General features: G+C 56.4%; 18 protein-coding genes and 1 pseudogene. 15 read left to right on the forward strand and 4 right to left on the reverse strand.

Going from position 1 to position 17705, the window contains the following annotated elements; genetic code table 11:
* Window positions 1-58 precede the first annotated feature (58 nt).
* From AABB29_RS13845 to cysE, 15 genes are all read left to right on the forward strand, one after another.
* On the forward strand, window positions 59-1237 hold the full coding sequence (locus AABB29_RS13845) for a phage portal protein (RefSeq protein ID WP_341366353.1): 1179 nt from the start codon (window positions 59-61) through the stop codon (window positions 1235-1237).
* 201 nt (window positions 1238-1438) lie between these two features.
* A complete protein-coding gene (locus AABB29_RS13850) occupies window positions 1439-1969 on the forward strand; it encodes an HK97 family phage prohead protease (protein WP_341366352.1) in 531 nt (176 codons plus the stop codon).
* A gap of 27 nt (window positions 1970-1996) precedes the next feature.
* Window positions 1997-3178, forward strand: a complete 1182-nt coding sequence (locus tag AABB29_RS13855; protein WP_341366351.1) for a phage major capsid protein — start codon at window positions 1997-1999, stop codon at window positions 3176-3178.
* A gap of 168 nt (window positions 3179-3346) precedes the next feature.
* Window positions 3347-3946: a head-tail connector protein gene (locus AABB29_RS13860; protein WP_341366350.1), complete on the forward strand. Its 600-nt coding sequence runs from the start codon at window positions 3347-3349 to the stop codon at window positions 3944-3946.
* Window positions 3943-4281: a head-tail adaptor protein gene (locus AABB29_RS13865; protein ID WP_341366349.1), complete on the forward strand. Its 339-nt coding sequence runs from the start codon at window positions 3943-3945 to the stop codon at window positions 4279-4281. The genes AABB29_RS13860 and AABB29_RS13865 overlap by 4 nt, the downstream gene beginning before the upstream one ends.
* Window positions 4278-4691: a DUF3168 domain-containing protein gene (locus AABB29_RS13870; RefSeq protein WP_341366348.1), complete on the forward strand. Its 414-nt coding sequence runs from the start codon at window positions 4278-4280 to the stop codon at window positions 4689-4691. Before AABB29_RS13865 ends, AABB29_RS13870 begins: the two co-directional genes overlap by 4 nt.
* Before the next feature lie 30 nt (window positions 4692-4721).
* Window positions 4722-5138 (forward strand): phage major tail protein, TP901-1 family, encoded by a 417-nt coding sequence (locus AABB29_RS13875; protein WP_341366347.1) that lies wholly within the window; start codon window positions 4722-4724, stop codon window positions 5136-5138.
* Entirely contained in the window at window positions 5138-5452 is a 315-nt protein-coding gene (locus tag AABB29_RS13880) for a gene transfer agent family protein (protein WP_341366346.1), read from the forward strand. Before AABB29_RS13875 ends, AABB29_RS13880 begins: the two co-directional genes overlap by 1 nt.
* Window positions 5449-5640: a rcc01693 family protein gene (locus AABB29_RS13885; protein WP_341366345.1), complete on the forward strand. Its 192-nt coding sequence runs from the start codon at window positions 5449-5451 to the stop codon at window positions 5638-5640. The genes AABB29_RS13880 and AABB29_RS13885 overlap by 4 nt, the downstream gene beginning before the upstream one ends.
* Before the next feature lie 3 nt (window positions 5641-5643).
* Window positions 5644-6303: a phage tail tape measure protein gene (locus tag AABB29_RS13890; protein ID WP_341366344.1), complete on the forward strand. Its 660-nt coding sequence runs from the start codon at window positions 5644-5646 to the stop codon at window positions 6301-6303.
* A gap of 13 nt (window positions 6304-6316) precedes the next feature.
* On the forward strand, window positions 6317-6949 hold the full coding sequence (locus tag AABB29_RS13895; protein WP_341366343.1) for a DUF2460 domain-containing protein: 633 nt from the start codon (window positions 6317-6319) through the stop codon (window positions 6947-6949).
* A complete protein-coding gene (locus tag AABB29_RS13900; protein ID WP_341366342.1) occupies window positions 6946-7830 on the forward strand; it encodes a DUF2163 domain-containing protein in 885 nt (294 codons plus the stop codon). Before AABB29_RS13895 ends, AABB29_RS13900 begins: the two co-directional genes overlap by 4 nt.
* Complete coding sequence (locus AABB29_RS13905; RefSeq protein ID WP_341366341.1) at window positions 7827-8255, forward strand: NlpC/P60 family protein; 429 nt, start codon at window positions 7827-7829, stop codon at window positions 8253-8255. Before AABB29_RS13900 ends, AABB29_RS13905 begins: the two co-directional genes overlap by 4 nt.
* Before the next feature lie 6 nt (window positions 8256-8261).
* Window positions 8262-12173, forward strand: a complete 3912-nt coding sequence (locus AABB29_RS13910; protein WP_341366340.1) for a glycoside hydrolase/phage tail family protein — start codon at window positions 8262-8264, stop codon at window positions 12171-12173.
* 378 nt (window positions 12174-12551) lie between these two features.
* Window positions 12552-13358 carry a serine O-acetyltransferase gene (gene cysE, locus AABB29_RS13915; protein ID WP_341366339.1) on the forward strand — a complete coding sequence of 269 codons (807 nt, stop codon included), beginning with the start codon at window positions 12552-12554 and terminating at the stop codon, window positions 13356-13358.
* A gap of 71 nt (window positions 13359-13429) precedes the next feature.
* Here the strand turns inward: cysE and AABB29_RS13920 are convergent.
* The 4 genes and pseudogenes from AABB29_RS13920 to AABB29_RS13935 form a co-directional block, all read right to left on the reverse strand.
* Window positions 13430-14721: pseudogene (locus tag AABB29_RS13920) on the reverse strand (pyruvate dehydrogenase complex dihydrolipoamide acetyltransferase).
* Between the two features lie 12 nt (window positions 14722-14733).
* Complete coding sequence (locus AABB29_RS13925) at window positions 14734-16104, reverse strand: pyruvate dehydrogenase complex E1 component subunit beta (protein WP_341366338.1); 1371 nt, start codon at window positions 16102-16104, stop codon at window positions 14734-14736.
* Between the two features lie 3 nt (window positions 16105-16107).
* Window positions 16108-17109: a pyruvate dehydrogenase (acetyl-transferring) E1 component subunit alpha gene (gene pdhA, locus AABB29_RS13930; protein ID WP_341366337.1), complete on the reverse strand. Its 1002-nt coding sequence runs from the start codon at window positions 17107-17109 to the stop codon at window positions 16108-16110.
* A 123-nt stretch (window positions 17110-17232) separates the two neighbouring features.
* Complete coding sequence (locus AABB29_RS13935) at window positions 17233-17532, reverse strand: septum formation initiator family protein (protein WP_341366336.1); 300 nt, start codon at window positions 17530-17532, stop codon at window positions 17233-17235.
* Window positions 17533-17705 lie beyond the last annotated feature (173 nt).

A 17705-nucleotide genomic window follows, 5' to 3' on the forward strand; every position in this document is an offset into this window, starting at 1 on the left:
CAAATTGATTTTCGTGGATCACAGACGGCCACCATCGGCCGGCACCAAGGAGTTTTGGATGTTTGATTTTTTAACCCGTACGAAGCCTGAAACGGCGGCCGTTGAAGTGAAGGCTTCGGCGACTGGGCGTGTCATGGCGATGTCCGGTGCCGGTCGTGTGGCCTGGTCCCCCCGGGATGCAGCGTCGCTGACCCGAAATGGTTTCACAGGTAATCCGATTGGTTTTCGCGCTGTGAAGCTGATTGCCGAAGCAGCTGCGGCTTTGCCTCTTGTCGTGCAAGATGTCGATCGTCGCTACGACACCCATCCTGTGCAAGAGCTGCTGTCCCGCCCAAATGGGGGGCAGGGCCGGGCCGAGTTGTTGGAGGCTCTTTTTGGTCAGGTATTGCTGACCGGAAACGGGTATTTGGAGGCCGTTTTTGACGAGGCTCTGCCTGTTGAGTTGCATGTTTTGCGCTCTGACCGCATGTCTGTCGTGCCAGGCGCCGATGGTTGGCCTGTTGCCTATGAATATAATGTCAGCGGCCGGAAGCACCGATTTGCTGTTTCAGACGCTGTTAGTCCGATTTGCCATATCAAGAGCTTTCATCCCCAGGATGATCATTATGGCTTCTCTGCATTGCAAGCGGCTGCTTCCGCTATTGACGTGCATAACGCGGCATCCAGATGGTCCAAGGCCTTGCTGGATAATGCAGCGCGCCCGTCTGGCGCGATTGTTTACCGCGGCGCCGATGGTCAGGGCGCGTTGAGTGCCGATCAGTATGATCGCCTGCTTGGTGAGATGGAGACCCAGCACCAAGGTGCCCGGAATGCGGGCCGCCCAATGTTGCTTGAAGGTGGTCTTGATTGGAAACCTATGGGTTTCTCACCCTCCGATATGGAGTTTCAAAAGACCAAGGAAGCCGCTGCCCGAGAGATCGCTATAGCCTTTGGTATTCCGCCTATGTTGTTGGGGATTCCAGGTGATGCCACCTATGCCAATTACCAAGAGGCAAATCGGGCATTTTATCGCCTGACGGTCTTGCCCCTGGCGACCCGCGTTGTCAGCGCGATTGCCGATTGGTTGTCCGATTTCACGGGTGAACGGATCGCGATGCGCCCTGATCTTGATCAGATCCCGGCACTTTCGGCAGAGCGTGACGCGCAATGGCGCCGCGTTGCAGAGGCTGCTTTTCTGACTGATGCAGAAAAGCGTTCCTTGCTTGGCCTACCTGCATTGGAGGTCGGCGATGGATAACAATGTCGTTGACCTAAAGGGAAAACCACGGCCTCAAAGCAAACCGCCTGTTTCTGATTTCTGGTTCGCACAAGTGGATGTTCGCCTGGGCCGGATTGAATTCATGGTGTCGCGGCTTGAATGGCAGATATGGCTGATTGTCTGCGGTTGTGCGGGGCTTTTGGTTTTCGAGATCGTCAAAGCGCTAAGTGGGGGACCCCTATGAATTTGGAACATAAGTTTTGTGCGCTGGGCACGGATGTGACTGTCACTGACGGCACAACGATCAGCGGTTACGCTTCGCTATTTGGTAAGGCTGATCAGGGCGGTGATACGGTTCAACGCGGCGCTTATCGGTCATCTTTGGCCAAAGGCCGTTCGATCAAGATGCTTTGGCAGCATGATCCGGCGCAGCCCATCGGTGTATGGGACGAAGTGCGCGAAGATGATCGCGGCTTGTGGGTCAAGGGCCGGTTGCTGACCGATGTTGCGAAAGGCAGAGAGGCCGCGTCATTGATTGGCGCTGGTGCGATTGACGGTCTGTCGATCGGCTATCGCACCGTAAAGGCCCAGAAGGATGACAAGGGCGGTCGCCTTTTGTCTGAACTGGAGCTTTGGGAAGTGTCCCTTGTGACCTTTCCGATGCTTCCTGATGCGCGTGTCGCTGCCAAGGGGGATGACCCAGCGGATGCTGCACTGCGTGACTTGGCGGCTGCATTTGAGGGTGCGCGCTGCTTGATGGCTCGGGACTGACCCCCGCCACGATCAAAGGACCGATTGATGACGACAACTGAGAGCTCCTCTCGGGCCGGGGAAGATGTGTCTCCTGCCCAGGCTTTGAACACGGCGATCGCCGGTTTCATGAGCGATTTCAAAGACTTTTCCCAAGGCGTGACTGCCAAACTTCAAAAACAGGATGACCGGATGAATAAGCTGGACCGAAAGACCATGATCTCTGCCCGCCCCGCATTGGCGGCGGCTGCTTCAGAAGATGCGCCCCATCAAAAGGCTTTTGCTGCCTATTTGCGCTCGGGCGATGATGACGCGCTGCGCGGCCTCGAGATGGAGGGCAAAGCCCTTGGCACAGCCGTTGCTGCCGATGGTGGCTATCTGGTTGACCCGCAGACGGCGGACGCTATTCAGGGCACGTTGTCTTCGACTGCATCTATTCGTTCGATTGCCAATGTCGTGAATGTTGATGCGACATCATACGACGTTCTGGTCGATCATTCTGAGCTGGGTGCTGGATGGGCGACTGAAAGCGCTGCTGTCGTCGAGACAGACACCCCGCAGATTGAGCGAATCTCAATTCCGCTGCATGAATTGTCGGCTTTGCCGAAAGCATCCCAACGTCTTCTTGATGACAGTGCATTTGATATTGAAGGCTGGCTGGCCAACCGGATTGCTGACAAATTTGCCCGTTCTGAAGCGAATGCATTCGTGTCTGGTGATGGCGCAGACAAGCCAACCGGCATTCTGACCTACCCGACAGTTGATAATGACAGCTGGGCCTGGGGTAGCTTGGGCTATGTTGCATCTGGTGCTGCTGGCAGCATCACCCGTGCCGACGCGATCGTTGATCTGGTTTATGCGCTTGGCGCCGAATATCGCGCGAACGGCACATTCGTCATGAACTCAAAAACTGCGGGCACCGTCCGTAAGCTGAAGGACAATGACGGTCGCTTTGTTTGGGTTGACGGTCTGGCTGTGGGCGAGCCCGCCCGCCTGATGGGCTACCGCGTTTTGATCGCTGAAGATATGCCGGACATCGATGATGATGCCATGGCCATCGCGTTTGGTGACTTTTCTGCCGGGTACACCGTTGCAGAACGTCCTGACCTGCGCGTCCTGCGCGACCCATTCTCAGCCAAGCCGCATGTTCTGTTTTATGCAACCAAGCGTGTTGGCGGTGCTGTGAGCGATTTTGCGGCGATCAAATTGCTGAAATTCGCGGTCAGCTGAGGCTGACACGCGAGAGATGCGCCCCATTCATTTGGGCGCATCTGCCCCGGACGCATGTCAGGCAATCCCCGCATTGTCTAGCTGCTCCCTTCCGTCCGAGCAATGCGGGGGGTGTGCATGCGTCCGGGCTCAACTGCCCGGATGATCAGTGAATTTCGGAGTCGTTCCATGATGTTAATCGAAGAGACCACAGTGCCGAGTGCTGCACTTCCGGTCGCACAAATGAAAGACCATATGCGCCTTGGTTCGGGTTTCTCCGACGATGGATTGCAAGATCCTGTGCTGGAAACATATCTTCGCGCCGCCCTCGCGGCGATCGAAGCCCGCACCGGCAAAATACTGGTCGAACGCGAATTTAGCTGGACATTGACTGCCTGGCGGGATTGCCGGCGTCAGCCGTTGCCCGTTGCCCCGGTGAATGCTGTAACCAGCGTCACGCTGATCGCCATGAATGGCGAAGAGACAATCGCCGATGATGCAGCATGGTCTTTGCAGCCTGACAACCAGCGCCCCTGTCTGCGCGCAACTGGCGCCAGTCTGCCGGCCTGTCCGGCTGGCGGTTCAATCCGGATCGGCTTTCTTGCGGGTTTTGGGCCGGATTGGGGCGATTTACCTGCCGATCTGGCCCAGGCCGTCATGATGTTGGCCGCCTATTATTACGAATACCGGCACGACACTGCACAAGCGCGCGGCTTGTTACCTTTTGGCGTTTCGTCCTTGATTGAGCGCTACCGGACCGTGCGCATGTTCATGGGAGGCCAGAGATGAGAATGCCCGATCTGTCGCGCCCGCTGGTCCTGGAGCAGCCCGTCCAGGTTGCCGATGGCGCGGGCGGCTACACACGCGATTGGCAAGAGCTTGGCGTTCTATGGGCTGAGGTCACGTCCGGAGCGGGCAGGGAGGCTGCCGCCTTTGCTGTCACTGTTTCACGCGTGCCTTATCGCATTGTTGTTCGCGCATCCAAACCCGGCGCGCCGTCCCGTCCTGTGCCTGGCCAACGATTTCGGGATGGTACTCGCGTTTTCAATATCAATGCTGTCGCCGACAGAGGCACGGATGGGCGGTATCTGATCTGCCGTACGGAAGAGGAGGTGGCGTCATGAGTTATGGTGTCGCGGCCGCCTTGCAGACTGCAATTTTCCAGGAGCTGACAAATCATGCAGGGCTTACGGCGCTGCTGGGTGGTGCCGTTTATGATGCGCTTCCGCCCGGCGCATTGCCGCCTCTCTACGCGATACTTGGCTCGGAAGATGTCAAGGATGCATCCGACAAGACTGGGGGCGGCGCGCTTCACGAGTTCACAGTGACAGTTGTGACCGAAAGCGCAGGCTTTGCGTCGGCTAAAGTTGCAGCAGCAGCGATCAGTGATGTGCTGACCGCAAGCGATCTGGCTTTGTCACGTGGCACGCTTGTCGCCTTGAACTTTTACAAGGCCAAAGCAGCCCGTATCGGCACCGGCGACAAGCGCCAGATTGACCTTATTTTTCGTGCGCGCGTGTCTGACGAAACCTAGTCCAAGAATTAGCAAAAAGGAGTGCCCCAGATGGTGGCTCAGAACGGTAAAGACCTGTTGATCAAGATCGATATGACGGGCGGTGGTTTGTTTGAGACGGTTGCTGGATTGCGTGCAACACGTATCAGTTTCAATGCTGAAAGCGTTGAAGTGACGAGCCTTGAAAGCTCTGGTGGGTGGCGCGAATTGCTATCAGGTGCAGGTGTGAAAACCGCATCCTTGTCTGGATCCGGCGTTTTCAAGGATGAGGCCACTGACGAACGTGCACGGCAGATATTCTTTGATGGTGAAACGCCGAACTTTCAGGTGATCATTCCTGACTTTGGCACCGTGGAAGGTGCGTTTCAGATCACCTCAATCGAATATTCGGGATCTTACAATGGCGAGGCGACCTATGAGCTGTCGCTCGCATCGGCCGGTGCGCTGAGCTTTACGGCACTGATCTGATGGCGAATCCGTGGTCTGGAGAAGTGTCGATTTGCATCGATGGGAAAGCCCATAACTGCAAATTGACGCTGGGTGCCTTGGCGGAGCTGGAAAGTGCGCTTGGCGAAGGGTCTTTGGTGGCCTTAGCCCGCCGTTTTGAAAATGGCGATTTTTCGGGAGCCGACGTTTTGGCCGTCATCGTTGCAGGCCTTCGTGGCGGCGGATGGACCGGCCAGACTGCGGATTTGCTGACCTGTGAGATTGAAAATGGTCCTGTCGGGGCTGCGAAGGTTGCGGCGTTGCTGTTGACCCGCGCATTTACGGCGCCTGGATGACCCGGCTTGACTGGCCCGGCCTGATGTATGCGGGGTTAGCTATCCTGCGGCTTCGGCCTGCTGAATTTTGGGCGCTTACACCTGCGGAACTGCAAATGATGCTGGGCTTGACCAGCAAGGAAAGCCCGATGGATCGGAGCCGGCTTGATGCTTTGGCAAGAGCTTTTCCGGACAAGATAGAGGACTAGGCCATGGACGAGATTGAACAAATTGATGCGCTTGAGGGCGATGTCAGTTCGCTCGAAAACACGTTGAGCGATGCGGCAGAAATGACCGCCGCCTTTGATCGCCAATTGCGTGACGTTCAGGGCGCGCTGGGTGAGACAACCCGTGATTTGGGCAACCTTGAGCGTGGTTTTTCTAACGGTCTGAGACGCGCCTTTGACGGTGTCCTGCTTGATGGAATGAAGCTGTCGGATGCGCTGGGCGGCCTGGCGCAGTCCATGATCAACACAGCCTATTCTGCTGCGATGCAGCCCGTGACCAACCATTTGGGATCGCTGTTATCGGATGGTCTGAATGCGGCGGTATCGAGTGTGATGCCCTTCGCCGATGGCGCCCCGTTTTCGCAGGGTCGTGTGATGCCTTTTGCCAAGGGCGGCATTGTGAGTAGCCCGACATCTTTTCCGATGCGTGGCGCAACCGGTTTGATGGGCGAAGCTGGACCGGAGGCGATCATGCCCCTGGCCCGCGGTGCGGATGGTCGGTTGGGTGTCCGCACCCAAGGGTCGTCGGCTGTGTCGGTCACTATGAATATCAGCACCCCGGATGCGCTGGGTTTCCAGCGCAGTCAGGGACAAATTGCGACGCAGATGGCCCGGGCGTTGGGCCGTAGCCAACGTAATCGTTAGGGAGCATCAAGCCATGTCATTTCACGAAGTGCGTTTCCCCGCATCATTAAGCTTTGGGTCGGTTGGCGGGCCAGAACGCCGTACAGATATCGTCACTTTGGCGAACGGGTTTGAAGAGCGCAATACACCATGGGCGCATGCCCGCCGTCGCTATGACGGTGGTATGGGCCTGAGATCATTGGATGATCTTGAGACGCTGATTGCCTTTTTCGAGGCGCGGCAAGGACAATTGATCGGTTTTCGCTGGAAAGACTGGAGTGACTACAAATCATGCGCCCCGTCGCAAGAGGTGTCTTCTTCTGATCAGCTGATCGCGACGGGGGACGAGGTTACCGATACGTTCTCGTTAACCAAAACCTATCGTTCGGGTGAATTCAGTTATGCCAGACCGATTACTAAACCCGTCGCGGGGTCGGTACGCGTGGCGGTCGGCGGTGACCCACTTCAAGATGGGCCTGATTTCACCGTTGACGAAACCACTGGTGCACTGATCTTTCAACGCGCTCCTGGAGTTGGTGCGGAAATACGTGCCGGTTTTGAGTTCGATGTTCCGGTGCGCTTTGACACGGATGCGATCCTAACCTCGGTCTCAAGTTTTCAGGCGGGTGAGGCGCCGAATATTCCGATCGTTGAGGTTCGGGTATGAGCGCGTTGGATCTACATGAGCACTTGGCAACCGGGGCGACCCATATGTGCCATTGCTGGCGCCTGCAGCGCCAAGACGGCGTGACGCTTGGCTTTACAGATCACGATCAACCGATTGGTTTTGACGGTGTGATCTTCCAGCCTGATACCGGGATGACGGCGCGGGCATTGTCCAGCACGACGGGGCTGTCTGTCGACAATAGCGAAGCGGCTGGCGTCCTGTCCGCGGCGGCGATTACAGAGGCCGATATTGAGGCGGGGCGCTATGATGAAGCGGCCGTGTCGACTTGGTTGGTTCAATGGGATCAGCCCGAAAATCGTCAATTGCTGTTTTCCGGAACAATCGGTGAGATTACGCGTGTTGCTGGCGCCTTTCAGGCAGAATTGCGGGGTCTTGCTGACCCAATGAACCAGGCCACTGGGCGGACATATCTGACAACCTGTGGTGCCACTTTGGGCGACGGATCTTGCACCGCGAACCTGCTTGATCCGCGTTATTCGACAATAATCGCCGTTCAATCTGTAGAGGCAAATCAGTTTTTCAGTTTTGATGATCTGAGTGATTTTGCCGTCCAGTGGTTCGATGGCGGATCATTAGAAGTGATATCTGGCGCTGCGACTGGGCTGTCAGGCCTGATTCGACAGGACACTGAGCATGGATCGTCGCGGCATATCCGTCTTTGGGAACCGATACGCGCTGCAATCGTCCCCGGAGATGAGGTCCGCTTGGTGACTGGTTGCGACAAACGCGCTGAGACTTGCAAAGAGAAATTTGCGAATTTGATCAACTTCCAGGGCTTTCCGCATATCCCGGGTGATGATTGGCTTGTCAGCGTGCCGCGCTCTGATCAGTCCAATACTGGTGGAAGTCGTAACGGATGAACCAAGACATCGTAAATTCTGCACGCTCGTGGATTGGAACGCCCTATCTTCATCAAGCGTCGGTCAAAGGGGTCGGTTGCGACTGTTTAGGCTTGTTACGTGGTGTTTGGCGTGAAGTCATTGGCCCAGAACCTGAACTGGTTCCTGCCTACACGCCAGATTGGGCCGAGCCGCAAGCTGATGAATTATTGCACGCTGCCGCCCAACGCCACATGCAAGAGACCACAGACGAACTGCGCCCGGGCCAAATACTGCTGTTTCGGATGCGCAGCGGCGCTGTTGCCAAGCATATCGGGATAATATCGCAAGCGGCCTCGGACGCCCGTTTTATCCATGCCTACACAGGGCATGGCGTGATCGAGAGCCCGCTTTCCGCGCCTTGGCACAGACGCATTGCGGCTCGTTTTCAAATTTCACAAGGATAATCTATCATGGCGACGATTGCGCTTTCAGCGGCTGGAGCAGCTCTTGGTGGAAGTATTGGCGGATCAGTACTTGGTCTGTCGATGGCGACAATTGGCCGTGCGGTTGGCGCGGCTGTTGGCCGGCGGATTGATGAACGCATCATGGGCAGCGGGAGCGAGCCGATTGAAACCGGCCGTGTTGATCGTTTTCGTCTGACCAGCGCGGCTGAAGGGGCCGATATTCGCGTGCTGTATGGGCGTTTGCGGGTGCCGGGGCAAGTGATCTGGGCCTCACAGTTTAGCGAAGTCAAGAAAACCTCTGGCGGTGGAAAGGGGGCACCACCGACACCCGAAGTGACGACCTATTCCTACACCGTAAATATTGCTGTTGCCCTTTGTGAGGGAGAGATTAGTCGGATTGGTCGGATTTGGGCCGATGGTGAAGAAATTTCACCTGTTGATCTGAATCTGCGTGTTTATACCGGGACCGATGACCAGCAGCCCGATCCGAAAATCGCGGCGGTCGAAGGGTTGGAAAACACACCAGCCTATCGAGGCACTGCCTATGTGGTGCTGGAGGGTTTACCGTTAGGTCAGTTTGGCAACCGTATTCCGCAATTGACTTTTGAGGTCATGAGACCGGCACCGGGACATTTGGCCGACGATCTTTCTTCCTTGGTTTCCGGTGTCGCCTTGATCCCCGGTACAGGCGAATATGGGTTGGCGACTTCTCAGGTTTTCATGTCGCCCTCTTACGGCGAGCAGGTCGCGATAAATACAAATTCCCCATCTGGTCAAAGTGATTTTCTGACATCTTTGGATGCTTTGGAGGGCGAGTTGCCCGGGTGTCAATCGGTCGTTTTGGTTGTTTCGTGGTTCGGCGATGACCTTCGGTGCGAGAGTTGCGAGATCCGCCCTAAAGTCGAACAAAACGATACCGATGCGGAGAAAATGCCTTGGCAGGTCTCTGGCCTATCCCGCAGCGCTGCATCGCAGGTTCCTTTGCTGGACGGTCAGCCCGTCTATGGTGGAACACCGACTGATGCCTCGGTTTTCGAAGCGATTGTCGCGATGCGGAACCGTGGCATGGACCCAGTTTTTTATCCGTTTATCTTAATGGAGCAGTTGTCGGGCAATACACTGCCTGATCCTTACACTGGTCAGGCTGGTCAGGCTGGTCAGCCCACGTTGCCCTGGCGTGGGCGGATTACGTCTTCGCTTGCCCCCGGTGTTGACGGCTCGCCTGACGGAACGGCAAGCGCTGAGGCCGAGGTTGCGGCATTCATGGGCAACGCTGAAACGGGTGATTTTGTCGTGTCCGGTGATCGCGTCACCTACAATGGCGATCCCGATTGGGGATATCGGCGTTTCATTCTGCACTACGCGCATCTTTGCGCGGCCGCAGGCGGGGTTGGTGCGTTCTGTATCGGCTCTGAAATGCGCGGTTTGACCCAGATCCGGGGGGCGGGGAACAGCTTTCCTGCGGTTGAAGCGCTGCGCGTTTTAGCTACAGATGTGCGTGCGATCTTGGGGCCCAATTGCAAGATCAGTTATGCCGCTGATTGGACCGAATATCATGGGTATCAACCAGCTGGGACGGCAGACAAGTTCTTTCATCTGGATGCTTTGTGGGCTGATCCGAATATCGACTTTATTGGTGTTGACAATTACATGCCGCTATCTGATTGGCGTGAAGGCGAAGATCATGCCGATGCCGATGCGAAATCCATCTACAACCTCGATTATCTGACTGCCAACGTCGCCGGCGGCGAGGGCTATGATTGGTATTACTCCACGCCAGAGGCCCGCGATTCACAACGTAGGTCGGTCATTACAGATGGCGATGATGAGCCATGGGTCTGGCGTTATAAGGACTTTGAAGGATGGTGGGGCAATCACCATCACAACAGAGTCGATGGTGTTCGTCAGGCCACGCCGACCGCGTGGACACCGGGTGCAAAACCAATCTGGTTCACCGAATTTGGTTGTGCTGCGATCGACAAGGGCACCAACCAACCTAATAAATTCCTCGATCCTAAGTCATCAGAGTCGCAATTGCCCTATTATTCATCCGGCAATCGGGATGATCTTATTCAGGTTCAGTACATCCGGGCCGTTCATGCCCATTTTGCGGATAGGGCAAACAATCCGATCTCTGAGGTTTATGGCGGCAGTATGATCGATGTGGAACGGATGCATGTGTGGGCATGGGACGCGCGGCCTTACCCCTATTTTCCCGGAAACCGCGACTTTTGGTCCGACGGTGACAATTACGCGCGCGGGCACTGGCTGAACGGTCGTGCTACGAACCGGTCTTTGGCCTCTGTCGTTGCTGAGATTTGCGAACAGTCTGGTGTCACGCAATATGATGTCTCAGAGCTTTATGGGATCGTTCGTGGGTATGCGCAGGACGGCGGTGCATCGGGGCGGGCAGCGTTGCAGCCGCTGATGCTTGCCTATGGTTTTGACGCTGTTGAGCGTGGCGGAAAACTTGTCTTTCGAAACAGATCCGGACGTGTCGACCATCTGGTTGATGATGACACGATCGCAATCGACCCAGAAGCCGACCGTGCGCTGACCTTGATCCGTGGCTCTGCGATTGAAGTTCCGAGCCGCGTTCAAGCGTCTTACTTGGATGCTGATGCAGATTACGCGGCAATCGCGTCAGAGGCAGTGTACCCGGCAAGTGGCCGTCCTGTGTCGTCCCAAAGCGAATTGCCGCTCGCCCTGACAAGAGGCGAGGGGCAACATACAACCAATCGTTGGCTTTATGAGACGCGGATTGCCAGAGATAGCGCAACATTTGCGCTGCCACCTTCACAAAATACCGTTGGCGCTGGCGATGTCATTCGCGTGGATACACTGGATCATGACGGGCTTTATCGTATTGATCGGGCAGATGAGGCCGGGATGCGGATGGTTGAGGCAACACGTATCGATGCCGAAGCATACAAGCCGCAAGTGACCATCGATGATGATACGGCCCTGGCGCCATTCACAGCGCCTGTTCCGGTGGAACTGTTGTTTCTTGATCTGCCTTTGCTGACGGGGGATGAGCTGCCGCATGCACCTCATGTCGCGGCGGCTGCTGCGCCTTGGCCAGGGGATGTTGCCCTTTATAGCGCTGCGCAGGATAGTGGATATCTTCTCGACGAATTGATCAGCGAGGCCGCGACGATTGGTACACTTATAAGCCCGCTTGCAAGTGGTCCTGTTGGTATCTGGGATCGACAGGCGGGTGTGCGTGTCAATCTGACGACTGGTACGCTCAGCTCGGCGATGGCAAGCGCGCTTTTGTCAGGGGCGAATACAATAGCAATTGGTGACGGCACGCCTGATCAATGGGAAATCCTTCAGTTCCAAAGCGCGGCGGTTATCGCGAATGGCAAATACGAGATCCGAGGGTTGCTGCGCGGGCAGCTTGGCACCCATGGCTTGATGCCTAGCGTATGGCCTGCTGGATCAATCATGGTTTTGTTGGACGGCAGTCAGCAACAACTGAACCTCGCATCCAGTGCGCGGAGGAGCACCAGACACTTCCGCTATGGTCCGGCCAGCAAGCCAATCACGGACGCCAGCTATCGCTACGCAAGCCATGCGTTTGCAGGAAATGGTCTGCGGCCATATCCGGTGGTTCATTTGAAGGGCGAAAGCGGCGCAAACGGGCTTGATATCTCATGGATACGATCCAGCCGGATCGACGGGGACCTATGGTCTGACCAAGATATCCCGCTGGGAGAGGACAGCGAAAATTATGAAATTCGGATCATCCAAGATGGGATCGACAAACGCGTGGTCAATGTAAGCACGACCTTCTGGACCTATGATCAGGCAGATCTCGCAAGCGATGTCGGCAGCGCCCCGTTCCGTCTGGAAGTTGCGCAGTTATCGGCACGTTTCGGGGCTGGTCCTGCTGCTTCGCTTATCTTGCAGGCTTAGGGCCGTGCGAGCTGTCCAATTAGCCGATATCGAAGCGGCAGCGCGGGCGCTTTTGGTTGTGCCGGCACATGAACGCGCGGCGCTTGCTACCAAGATATGCCAGCGGGCGCAGGCGGCGGATAAGTATCGGCGACGGTTGGGAAGGGTACATCCAGATTTCGGGACCGGTTCAATTCTATCAGCGGCAGCACGTTTTCGGCAGGCCCCGCGCCCAGATCGTATATGCTCAGATTACCTGGGTTGTTTTGCGCAGGTTTGTACGCATCTGAGCGCCTCTTAGGATGATCAAACTTTGTGAAGTTGCAGTTCACCGAAAATTTCTTGGAAAAATGAACCGAAGTAGCCTACATCAAAGGTCTCAGACTAGGGAGCCTTGCTATGGCACAATTACAAAAGACGCTTGCCGAAGTTGATCCGGTTTGGAGTCGTATTTGCCAAGAGGCTGAGATGGCTATCCAAGAAGAGCCGCTGATGGGTGGATTGATCCACTCAGGTGTGCTGCACCATGGCTCTTTCGAGGGGGCGCTTGCCTACCGGCTTTCGATGAAACTGGCTTCGTCAGAGATGTCCGAACAGATTTTACGCGAAATTGCTGATGCGGCCTATGCAGCGGAACCAAACCTGACAAGTGCCGCCCGCGCGGACATGGTGGCGATCTTTGACCGTGATCCGGCTTGCCATCGGTTGATCCAACCATTGTTGTTTTTCAAAGGGTTCCAAGCGATCCAATCCTATCGCTTGGGCAATTGGCTCTGGCGCAGTGGAAAACGGGATTTGGCATATTTTGTGCAAATGCGGGTTAGTGAGATGTTCGGCGTTGATATTCACCCGGCTGCGCAGATCGGGCAGGGTATTATGATTGATCACGCGCACTCAATCGTTGTGGGGGAAACAGCCGTGGTTGGGGACAACGTCTCAATGCTACATTCGGTCACACTTGGGGGCACCGGCAAAGAGGACGATGATCGGCATCCGAAGATCGGAAACGGGGTTTTGATCGGGGCGGGGGCGAAGGTGCTTGGTAATATTCGCGTCGGACATTGTAGCCGGATCGCGGCGGGGTCGGTCGTGCTGGAAGAAGTGCCCCCCATGAAGACCGTCGCTGGGGTCCCCGCAAAAATCGTTGGTGAAGCAGGGTGCTCGCAGCCATCGCTGACGATGGATCAGTTGCTAAATGGCTCTTAAGGCCACCTAAGGCAAGACAAACGAAGTAAGAAAAGAGCTGCGTTCTTTGAGGACGCAGCTCTTTTCGAATTTTATGCCAGCATGGTCATCGGGCTTTCAAGATTCGCCTTGATTGCCTGCAGCAGGTTCGCGCCCAAAGCGCCGTCGATGACCCGGTGGTCGACCGATAGGGTAACAGACATCACGGTGCCCACGGTCAATTCACCATCTTCGCCCACGATTGGCTTTTTGGTACCTGCACCCACAGCCAGAATTGCCGCATGGGGTGGGTTGATGATGGCGTCGAAGTTATCGATGCCGAACATCCCAAGATTAGAGATCGCAAAGCTGCCACCCTGATATTCATGTGGCGCAAGTTTGCGGTCACGGGCGCGGCTGGCGAGGTCTTTCATCTCGGTCGATAGGGACGACAGCGACTTCATATCCGCATCCTGCAAGACAGGGGTGAAGAGCCCACCTTCGATAGCCACTGCGACCGCCACATCCGAGCGTTCGAACTGCAGGGTCCGGTCACCGGCCCAGACAGCGTTGGCCTCTGGCACCTCTTGCAGGGCCAAGGCGCAGGCCTTGATGATGAAGTCATTGACCGACAGTTTCACGCCGCGCGGCTCGAGCTGCTTGTTGAGCTGGCTACGGAACTTCAGCAGGGCGTCAAGCTGAATATCGCGGCGCAGATAGAAATGCGGCACCGATTGTTTGGCTTCCGTCAGGCGAGCTGCGATGGTCTTGCGCATCCCGTCGAGCGGCTTTTCTACAAAGGCACGGCTTTCGTAGGTCTTGAGCACCACATCGGTGTCCGGACCTGCGGCCAATGCGGTCGGAGCGGCTGCTTTGGCTGTTGGGGCCGCCGCCTTCGGCGTCGCCGTCGCATTTTCGACGTCGGCCTTGATGATCCGGCCATGTGGTCCTGAGCCTGTGATCTGCGACAGATCAAGGCCCTTTTCGGCGGCAATCCGGCGGGCCAGGGGCGTGGCGAAGACGCGGTTGCCGTCTTTGACAGGGGCGGCTGGCGCAGGGGGGCGGCCTTCTCGGAGCTCCCGGTGGGAGCCGCCTCGGCGGCCGCGGCAGGCTGCGCTGCCGGCGCAGGAGCGGATGTATCGCCGATATCATCCGCGCTTTCGCCATCTTCCAGCAGGATCGCGATTACATCGTTGACCTTGACCCCTTCGGAGCCTTCAGGCACCAAAATTTTGCCAATGGTGCCTTCATCCACGGCTTCGAATTCCATCGTCGCCTTGTCGGTTTCAATCTCGGCCATCACATCGCCGGAATTGACGGTATCGCCTTCCTTGACCAGCCATTTGGCCAGCGTTCCTTCCTCCATCGTGGGGGACAGGGCGGGCATCAGAATTTCTGTAGGCATTGCGCTGTCTCCTTAACGGTATGTGACTTGTTTCACTGCGGCGATCACCTCATCGGTGGTGACCAGCGCAAGTTTTTCAAGGTTGGCGGCATATGGCATCGGAACGTCCTTGCCCGTACAGGTGATCACTGGGGCATCAAGATAGTCAAACGCCTGCTGCATGATCTCGGAGGCCAGCCAGGACCCGACAGAGCCTTGCGGCCAGCCTTCTTCGACGGTGACGCAGCGGTTGGTTTTCTGAACCGAGGCCAGAACCGTGGGCAAATCAATCGGGCGCAGGGTGCGCAGGTTGATCACTTCGGCGCTGATGCCGTCCTCGGCCAGTTTTTCAGCCGCCTCAAGGGCGTATTGCATACCGATACCAAAGCTGACGATGGTCACGTCGTCACCGGCGCGCTCGATCTTGGCCTTGCCAAAGGGAATGGTGAAATCATCCATCACCGGCACATCAAAGCTACGGCCATAAAGGATTTCGTTTTCAAGGAAGATCACCGGGTTCGGATCGCGGATGGCGCTTTTTAGCAGGCCCTTGGCGTCAGCCGCCGAATAGGGCATCACAACCTTGAGGCCGGGGATCTGCATGTACCAGGCGGCGTAGTCCTGGCTGTGTTGTGCACCGACGCGGGCAGCAGCCCCGTTCGGGCCGCGAAAGACCATGGGCGCGCCCATCTGACCACCTGACATATAAAGCGTCTTGGCAGCAGAGTTAATAATTTGATCAATGGCTTGCATGGCGAAGTTAAACGTCATGAATTCGACGATCGGCTTCAAGCCACCAAAGGCCGCGCCCGTGGCGATCCCGGCAAATCCGTGCTCGGTGATGGGGGTGTCGATCACACGCTTGGCGCCAAATTCGTCCAGCAGACCCTGGCTGATCTTATAAGCACCCTGATACTCAGCGACCTCCTCACCCATAAGGAAGACCTCTTCGTCCCGGCGCATTTCTTCGGCCATAGCATCGCGCAAGGCTTCGCGGACGGTGGTTGACTTCACCTCAACATCTGCGGCCCAATCGGGTGAGGTGTCTGCAACAGCGGCAGGGGCGGCCGCTTCTGCGGGTTTCGGCTGAGGCCCCGGCGCAGGGGCCGGGGCTGCGTCGCTCGCGCTGCCGCTGTCCCCGACTTGATCGGGGACCTCTTCGCCGTCTTCCACCAGGATCGCGATCACATCGTTCACTTTGACGCCTTCGGTGCCTTCCGCGATCAGGATTTTGCCAACGATGCCTTCATCGACGGCTTCAAATTCCATCGTGGCTTTGTCGGTCTCGATTTCGGCCATGATATCGCCGGATGAAACGGTATCGCCTTCTTTGACCAGCCATTTGGCCAGCGTGCCTTCTTCCATAGTGGGCGAGAGGGCGGGCATAAGGATTTCAGTTGCCATGGCTTACGCCTCCACTTCTGCGTAAATGTCTGTCCAAAGCTCATCCAAGGCAGGCTCTGGGCTTTCTTTGGAAAACTCTGCCGCGTCATTGACGATGGCTTTGATCTCTTTGTCGATGGCTTTCAGATCGTCTTCTGAAGCGTGCTTGCCGGTCAACAGAATGTCGCGGACCTGCTCAATCGGATCACGCTCATCGCGCATTTTCTGCACTTCGTCACGGGTCCGGTATTTGGCAGGGTCGGACATCGAATGGCCGCGGTAGCGATATGTCTTGACCTCAAGGATGTATGGGCCCTTGCCAGCACGGCAATGGGCAACGGCGCGTTCACCGGCCTCTTTCACGGCAAGGACAGACATCCCGTCAACCTCTTCACCGGCGATGCCATAGGCGGCACCACGCTCCCACAGGGATGGTGATTTTGTCGAACGTACAACTGATGTACCCATGGCGTAGCCGTTGTTTTCAATGACAAAAACAACGGGCAGATCCCAAAGCTGGGCCATGTTATAGGTTTCATAGACCTGACCCTGGTTCGCGGCACCATCGCCAAAATAAGCAAAGGTGACGCGGTCATTGCCTCTGTATTTATCGGCAAAGGCAAGGCCCGCGCCGATAGGAACCTGAGCACCAACGATCCCGTGACCGCCGTAGAAGTGCTTTTCCTTGGAAAACATATGCATCGAGCCGCCCTTGCCCTTGGAAAAGCCGCCCTCGCGGCCGGTCAGCTCGGCCATGATGCCTTTGGGGTCCATGCCACAGGCCAGCATATGACCGTGATCACGATATGAGGTGACGCGCTTGTCACCCTCATCTGCTGCGGCCTCAAGGCCTACAACAACAGCTTCCTGGCCGATGTAGAGGTGGCAGAACCCACCAATCAGGCCCATGCCATAAAGCTGGCCAGCCTTTTCTTCAAAGCGCCGGATCAGCAGCATTTCACGGTAATGTCCCAGCAGCTCCTCGGCTGAGACGTTGGGTTTCGCGGCGGCCTTTTTGGGCGGCATGTGCACTCCTCCAGCGTTTTCGCATATAGTTTAGCGTTAAACTATCTCATAAACCATGCGTGCAATAATTGCGAGAGCCAAAGTGACGCCCGGTCAGAAGCTGTCGGAATAGCGGGTTTGCGTTCAGCGGATGACGATTTCGTCGGCCCGGATCATGCCCAGCACATCGCGGGCTTGCTGATCCAGCAGATCGAGGTCCAGGAAATTGTCTGATAGACGTGTCGTCAGGTTTTCCATGCGATCCACTTCGGCCTGCAATGCGGCAAGCTCGGTTTGCAGCGCGTCAGCTTCGGCCTGCATTTCAATGCGTTTGAACAGGCCATAGTCACCTTGAACGGCCGCAAATGTGAAATACAGCCCAAGCATCAACATGCTGAGGAAATAGAACAAAGATCCCAACGGGGGGCGGCTGCGTCGTAACATATGCGTTCCTCTTGCGCCGCCTCTGTCGAGCGGCTTGGAGATAGAATCGCATAGGTGGCGCTTAAAGGGAATCCCCTAATTTCGTTTGTATGAATGCGTTCGTTGACCGGGCCGTCGAATTGTTATTTGGTATTGGACGACAGAGCCGTTTCGGAGAGTTGGTCAAACGATGC

This window comes from Yoonia sp. BS5-3 (assembly GCF_038069655.2).
Taxonomy (GTDB): Bacteria; Pseudomonadota; Alphaproteobacteria; order Rhodobacterales; family Rhodobacteraceae; genus Yoonia; species Yoonia phaeophyticola.

Excerpts from the sequence above, each read along its gene's own strand:
- AABB29_RS13855 (WP_341366351.1), top strand. The coding sequence starts at position 1,997 with ATGACGACAACTGAGAGCTCCTCTCGGGCCGGGGAAGATGTGTCTCCT.
- pdhA (WP_341366337.1), bottom strand. The coding sequence starts at position 17,109 with ATGCCGCCCAAAAAGGCCGCCGCGAAACCCAACGTCTCAGCCGAGGAG.
- AABB29_RS13900 (WP_341366342.1), top strand. The coding sequence starts at position 6,946 with ATGAGCGCGTTGGATCTACATGAGCACTTGGCAACCGGGGCGACCCAT.
- AABB29_RS13925 (WP_341366338.1), bottom strand. The coding sequence starts at position 16,104 with ATGGCAACTGAAATCCTTATGCCCGCCCTCTCGCCCACTATGGAAGAA.
- AABB29_RS13860 (WP_341366350.1), top strand. The coding sequence starts at position 3,347 with ATGATGTTAATCGAAGAGACCACAGTGCCGAGTGCTGCACTTCCGGTC.
- AABB29_RS13850 (WP_341366352.1), top strand. The coding sequence starts at position 1,439 with ATGAATTTGGAACATAAGTTTTGTGCGCTGGGCACGGATGTGACTGTC.
- AABB29_RS13880 (WP_341366346.1), top strand. The coding sequence starts at position 5,138 with ATGGCGAATCCGTGGTCTGGAGAAGTGTCGATTTGCATCGATGGGAAA.
- AABB29_RS13895 (WP_341366343.1), top strand. The coding sequence starts at position 6,317 with ATGTCATTTCACGAAGTGCGTTTCCCCGCATCATTAAGCTTTGGGTCG.
- cysE (WP_341366339.1), top strand. The coding sequence starts at position 12,552 with ATGGCACAATTACAAAAGACGCTTGCCGAAGTTGATCCGGTTTGGAGT.
- AABB29_RS13870 (WP_341366348.1), top strand. The coding sequence starts at position 4,278 with ATGAGTTATGGTGTCGCGGCCGCCTTGCAGACTGCAATTTTCCAGGAG.
- AABB29_RS13875 (WP_341366347.1), top strand. The coding sequence starts at position 4,722 with ATGGTGGCTCAGAACGGTAAAGACCTGTTGATCAAGATCGATATGACG.
- AABB29_RS13890 (WP_341366344.1), top strand. The coding sequence starts at position 5,644 with ATGGACGAGATTGAACAAATTGATGCGCTTGAGGGCGATGTCAGTTCG.
- AABB29_RS13845 (WP_341366353.1), top strand. The coding sequence starts at position 59 with ATGTTTGATTTTTTAACCCGTACGAAGCCTGAAACGGCGGCCGTTGAA.
- AABB29_RS13935 (WP_341366336.1), bottom strand. The coding sequence starts at position 17,532 with ATGTTACGACGCAGCCGCCCCCCGTTGGGATCTTTGTTCTATTTCCTC.
- AABB29_RS13905 (WP_341366341.1), top strand. The coding sequence starts at position 7,827 with ATGAACCAAGACATCGTAAATTCTGCACGCTCGTGGATTGGAACGCCC.
- AABB29_RS13910 (WP_341366340.1), top strand. The coding sequence starts at position 8,262 with ATGGCGACGATTGCGCTTTCAGCGGCTGGAGCAGCTCTTGGTGGAAGT.
- AABB29_RS13865 (WP_341366349.1), top strand. The coding sequence starts at position 3,943 with ATGAGAATGCCCGATCTGTCGCGCCCGCTGGTCCTGGAGCAGCCCGTC.
- AABB29_RS13885 (WP_341366345.1), top strand. The coding sequence starts at position 5,449 with ATGACCCGGCTTGACTGGCCCGGCCTGATGTATGCGGGGTTAGCTATC.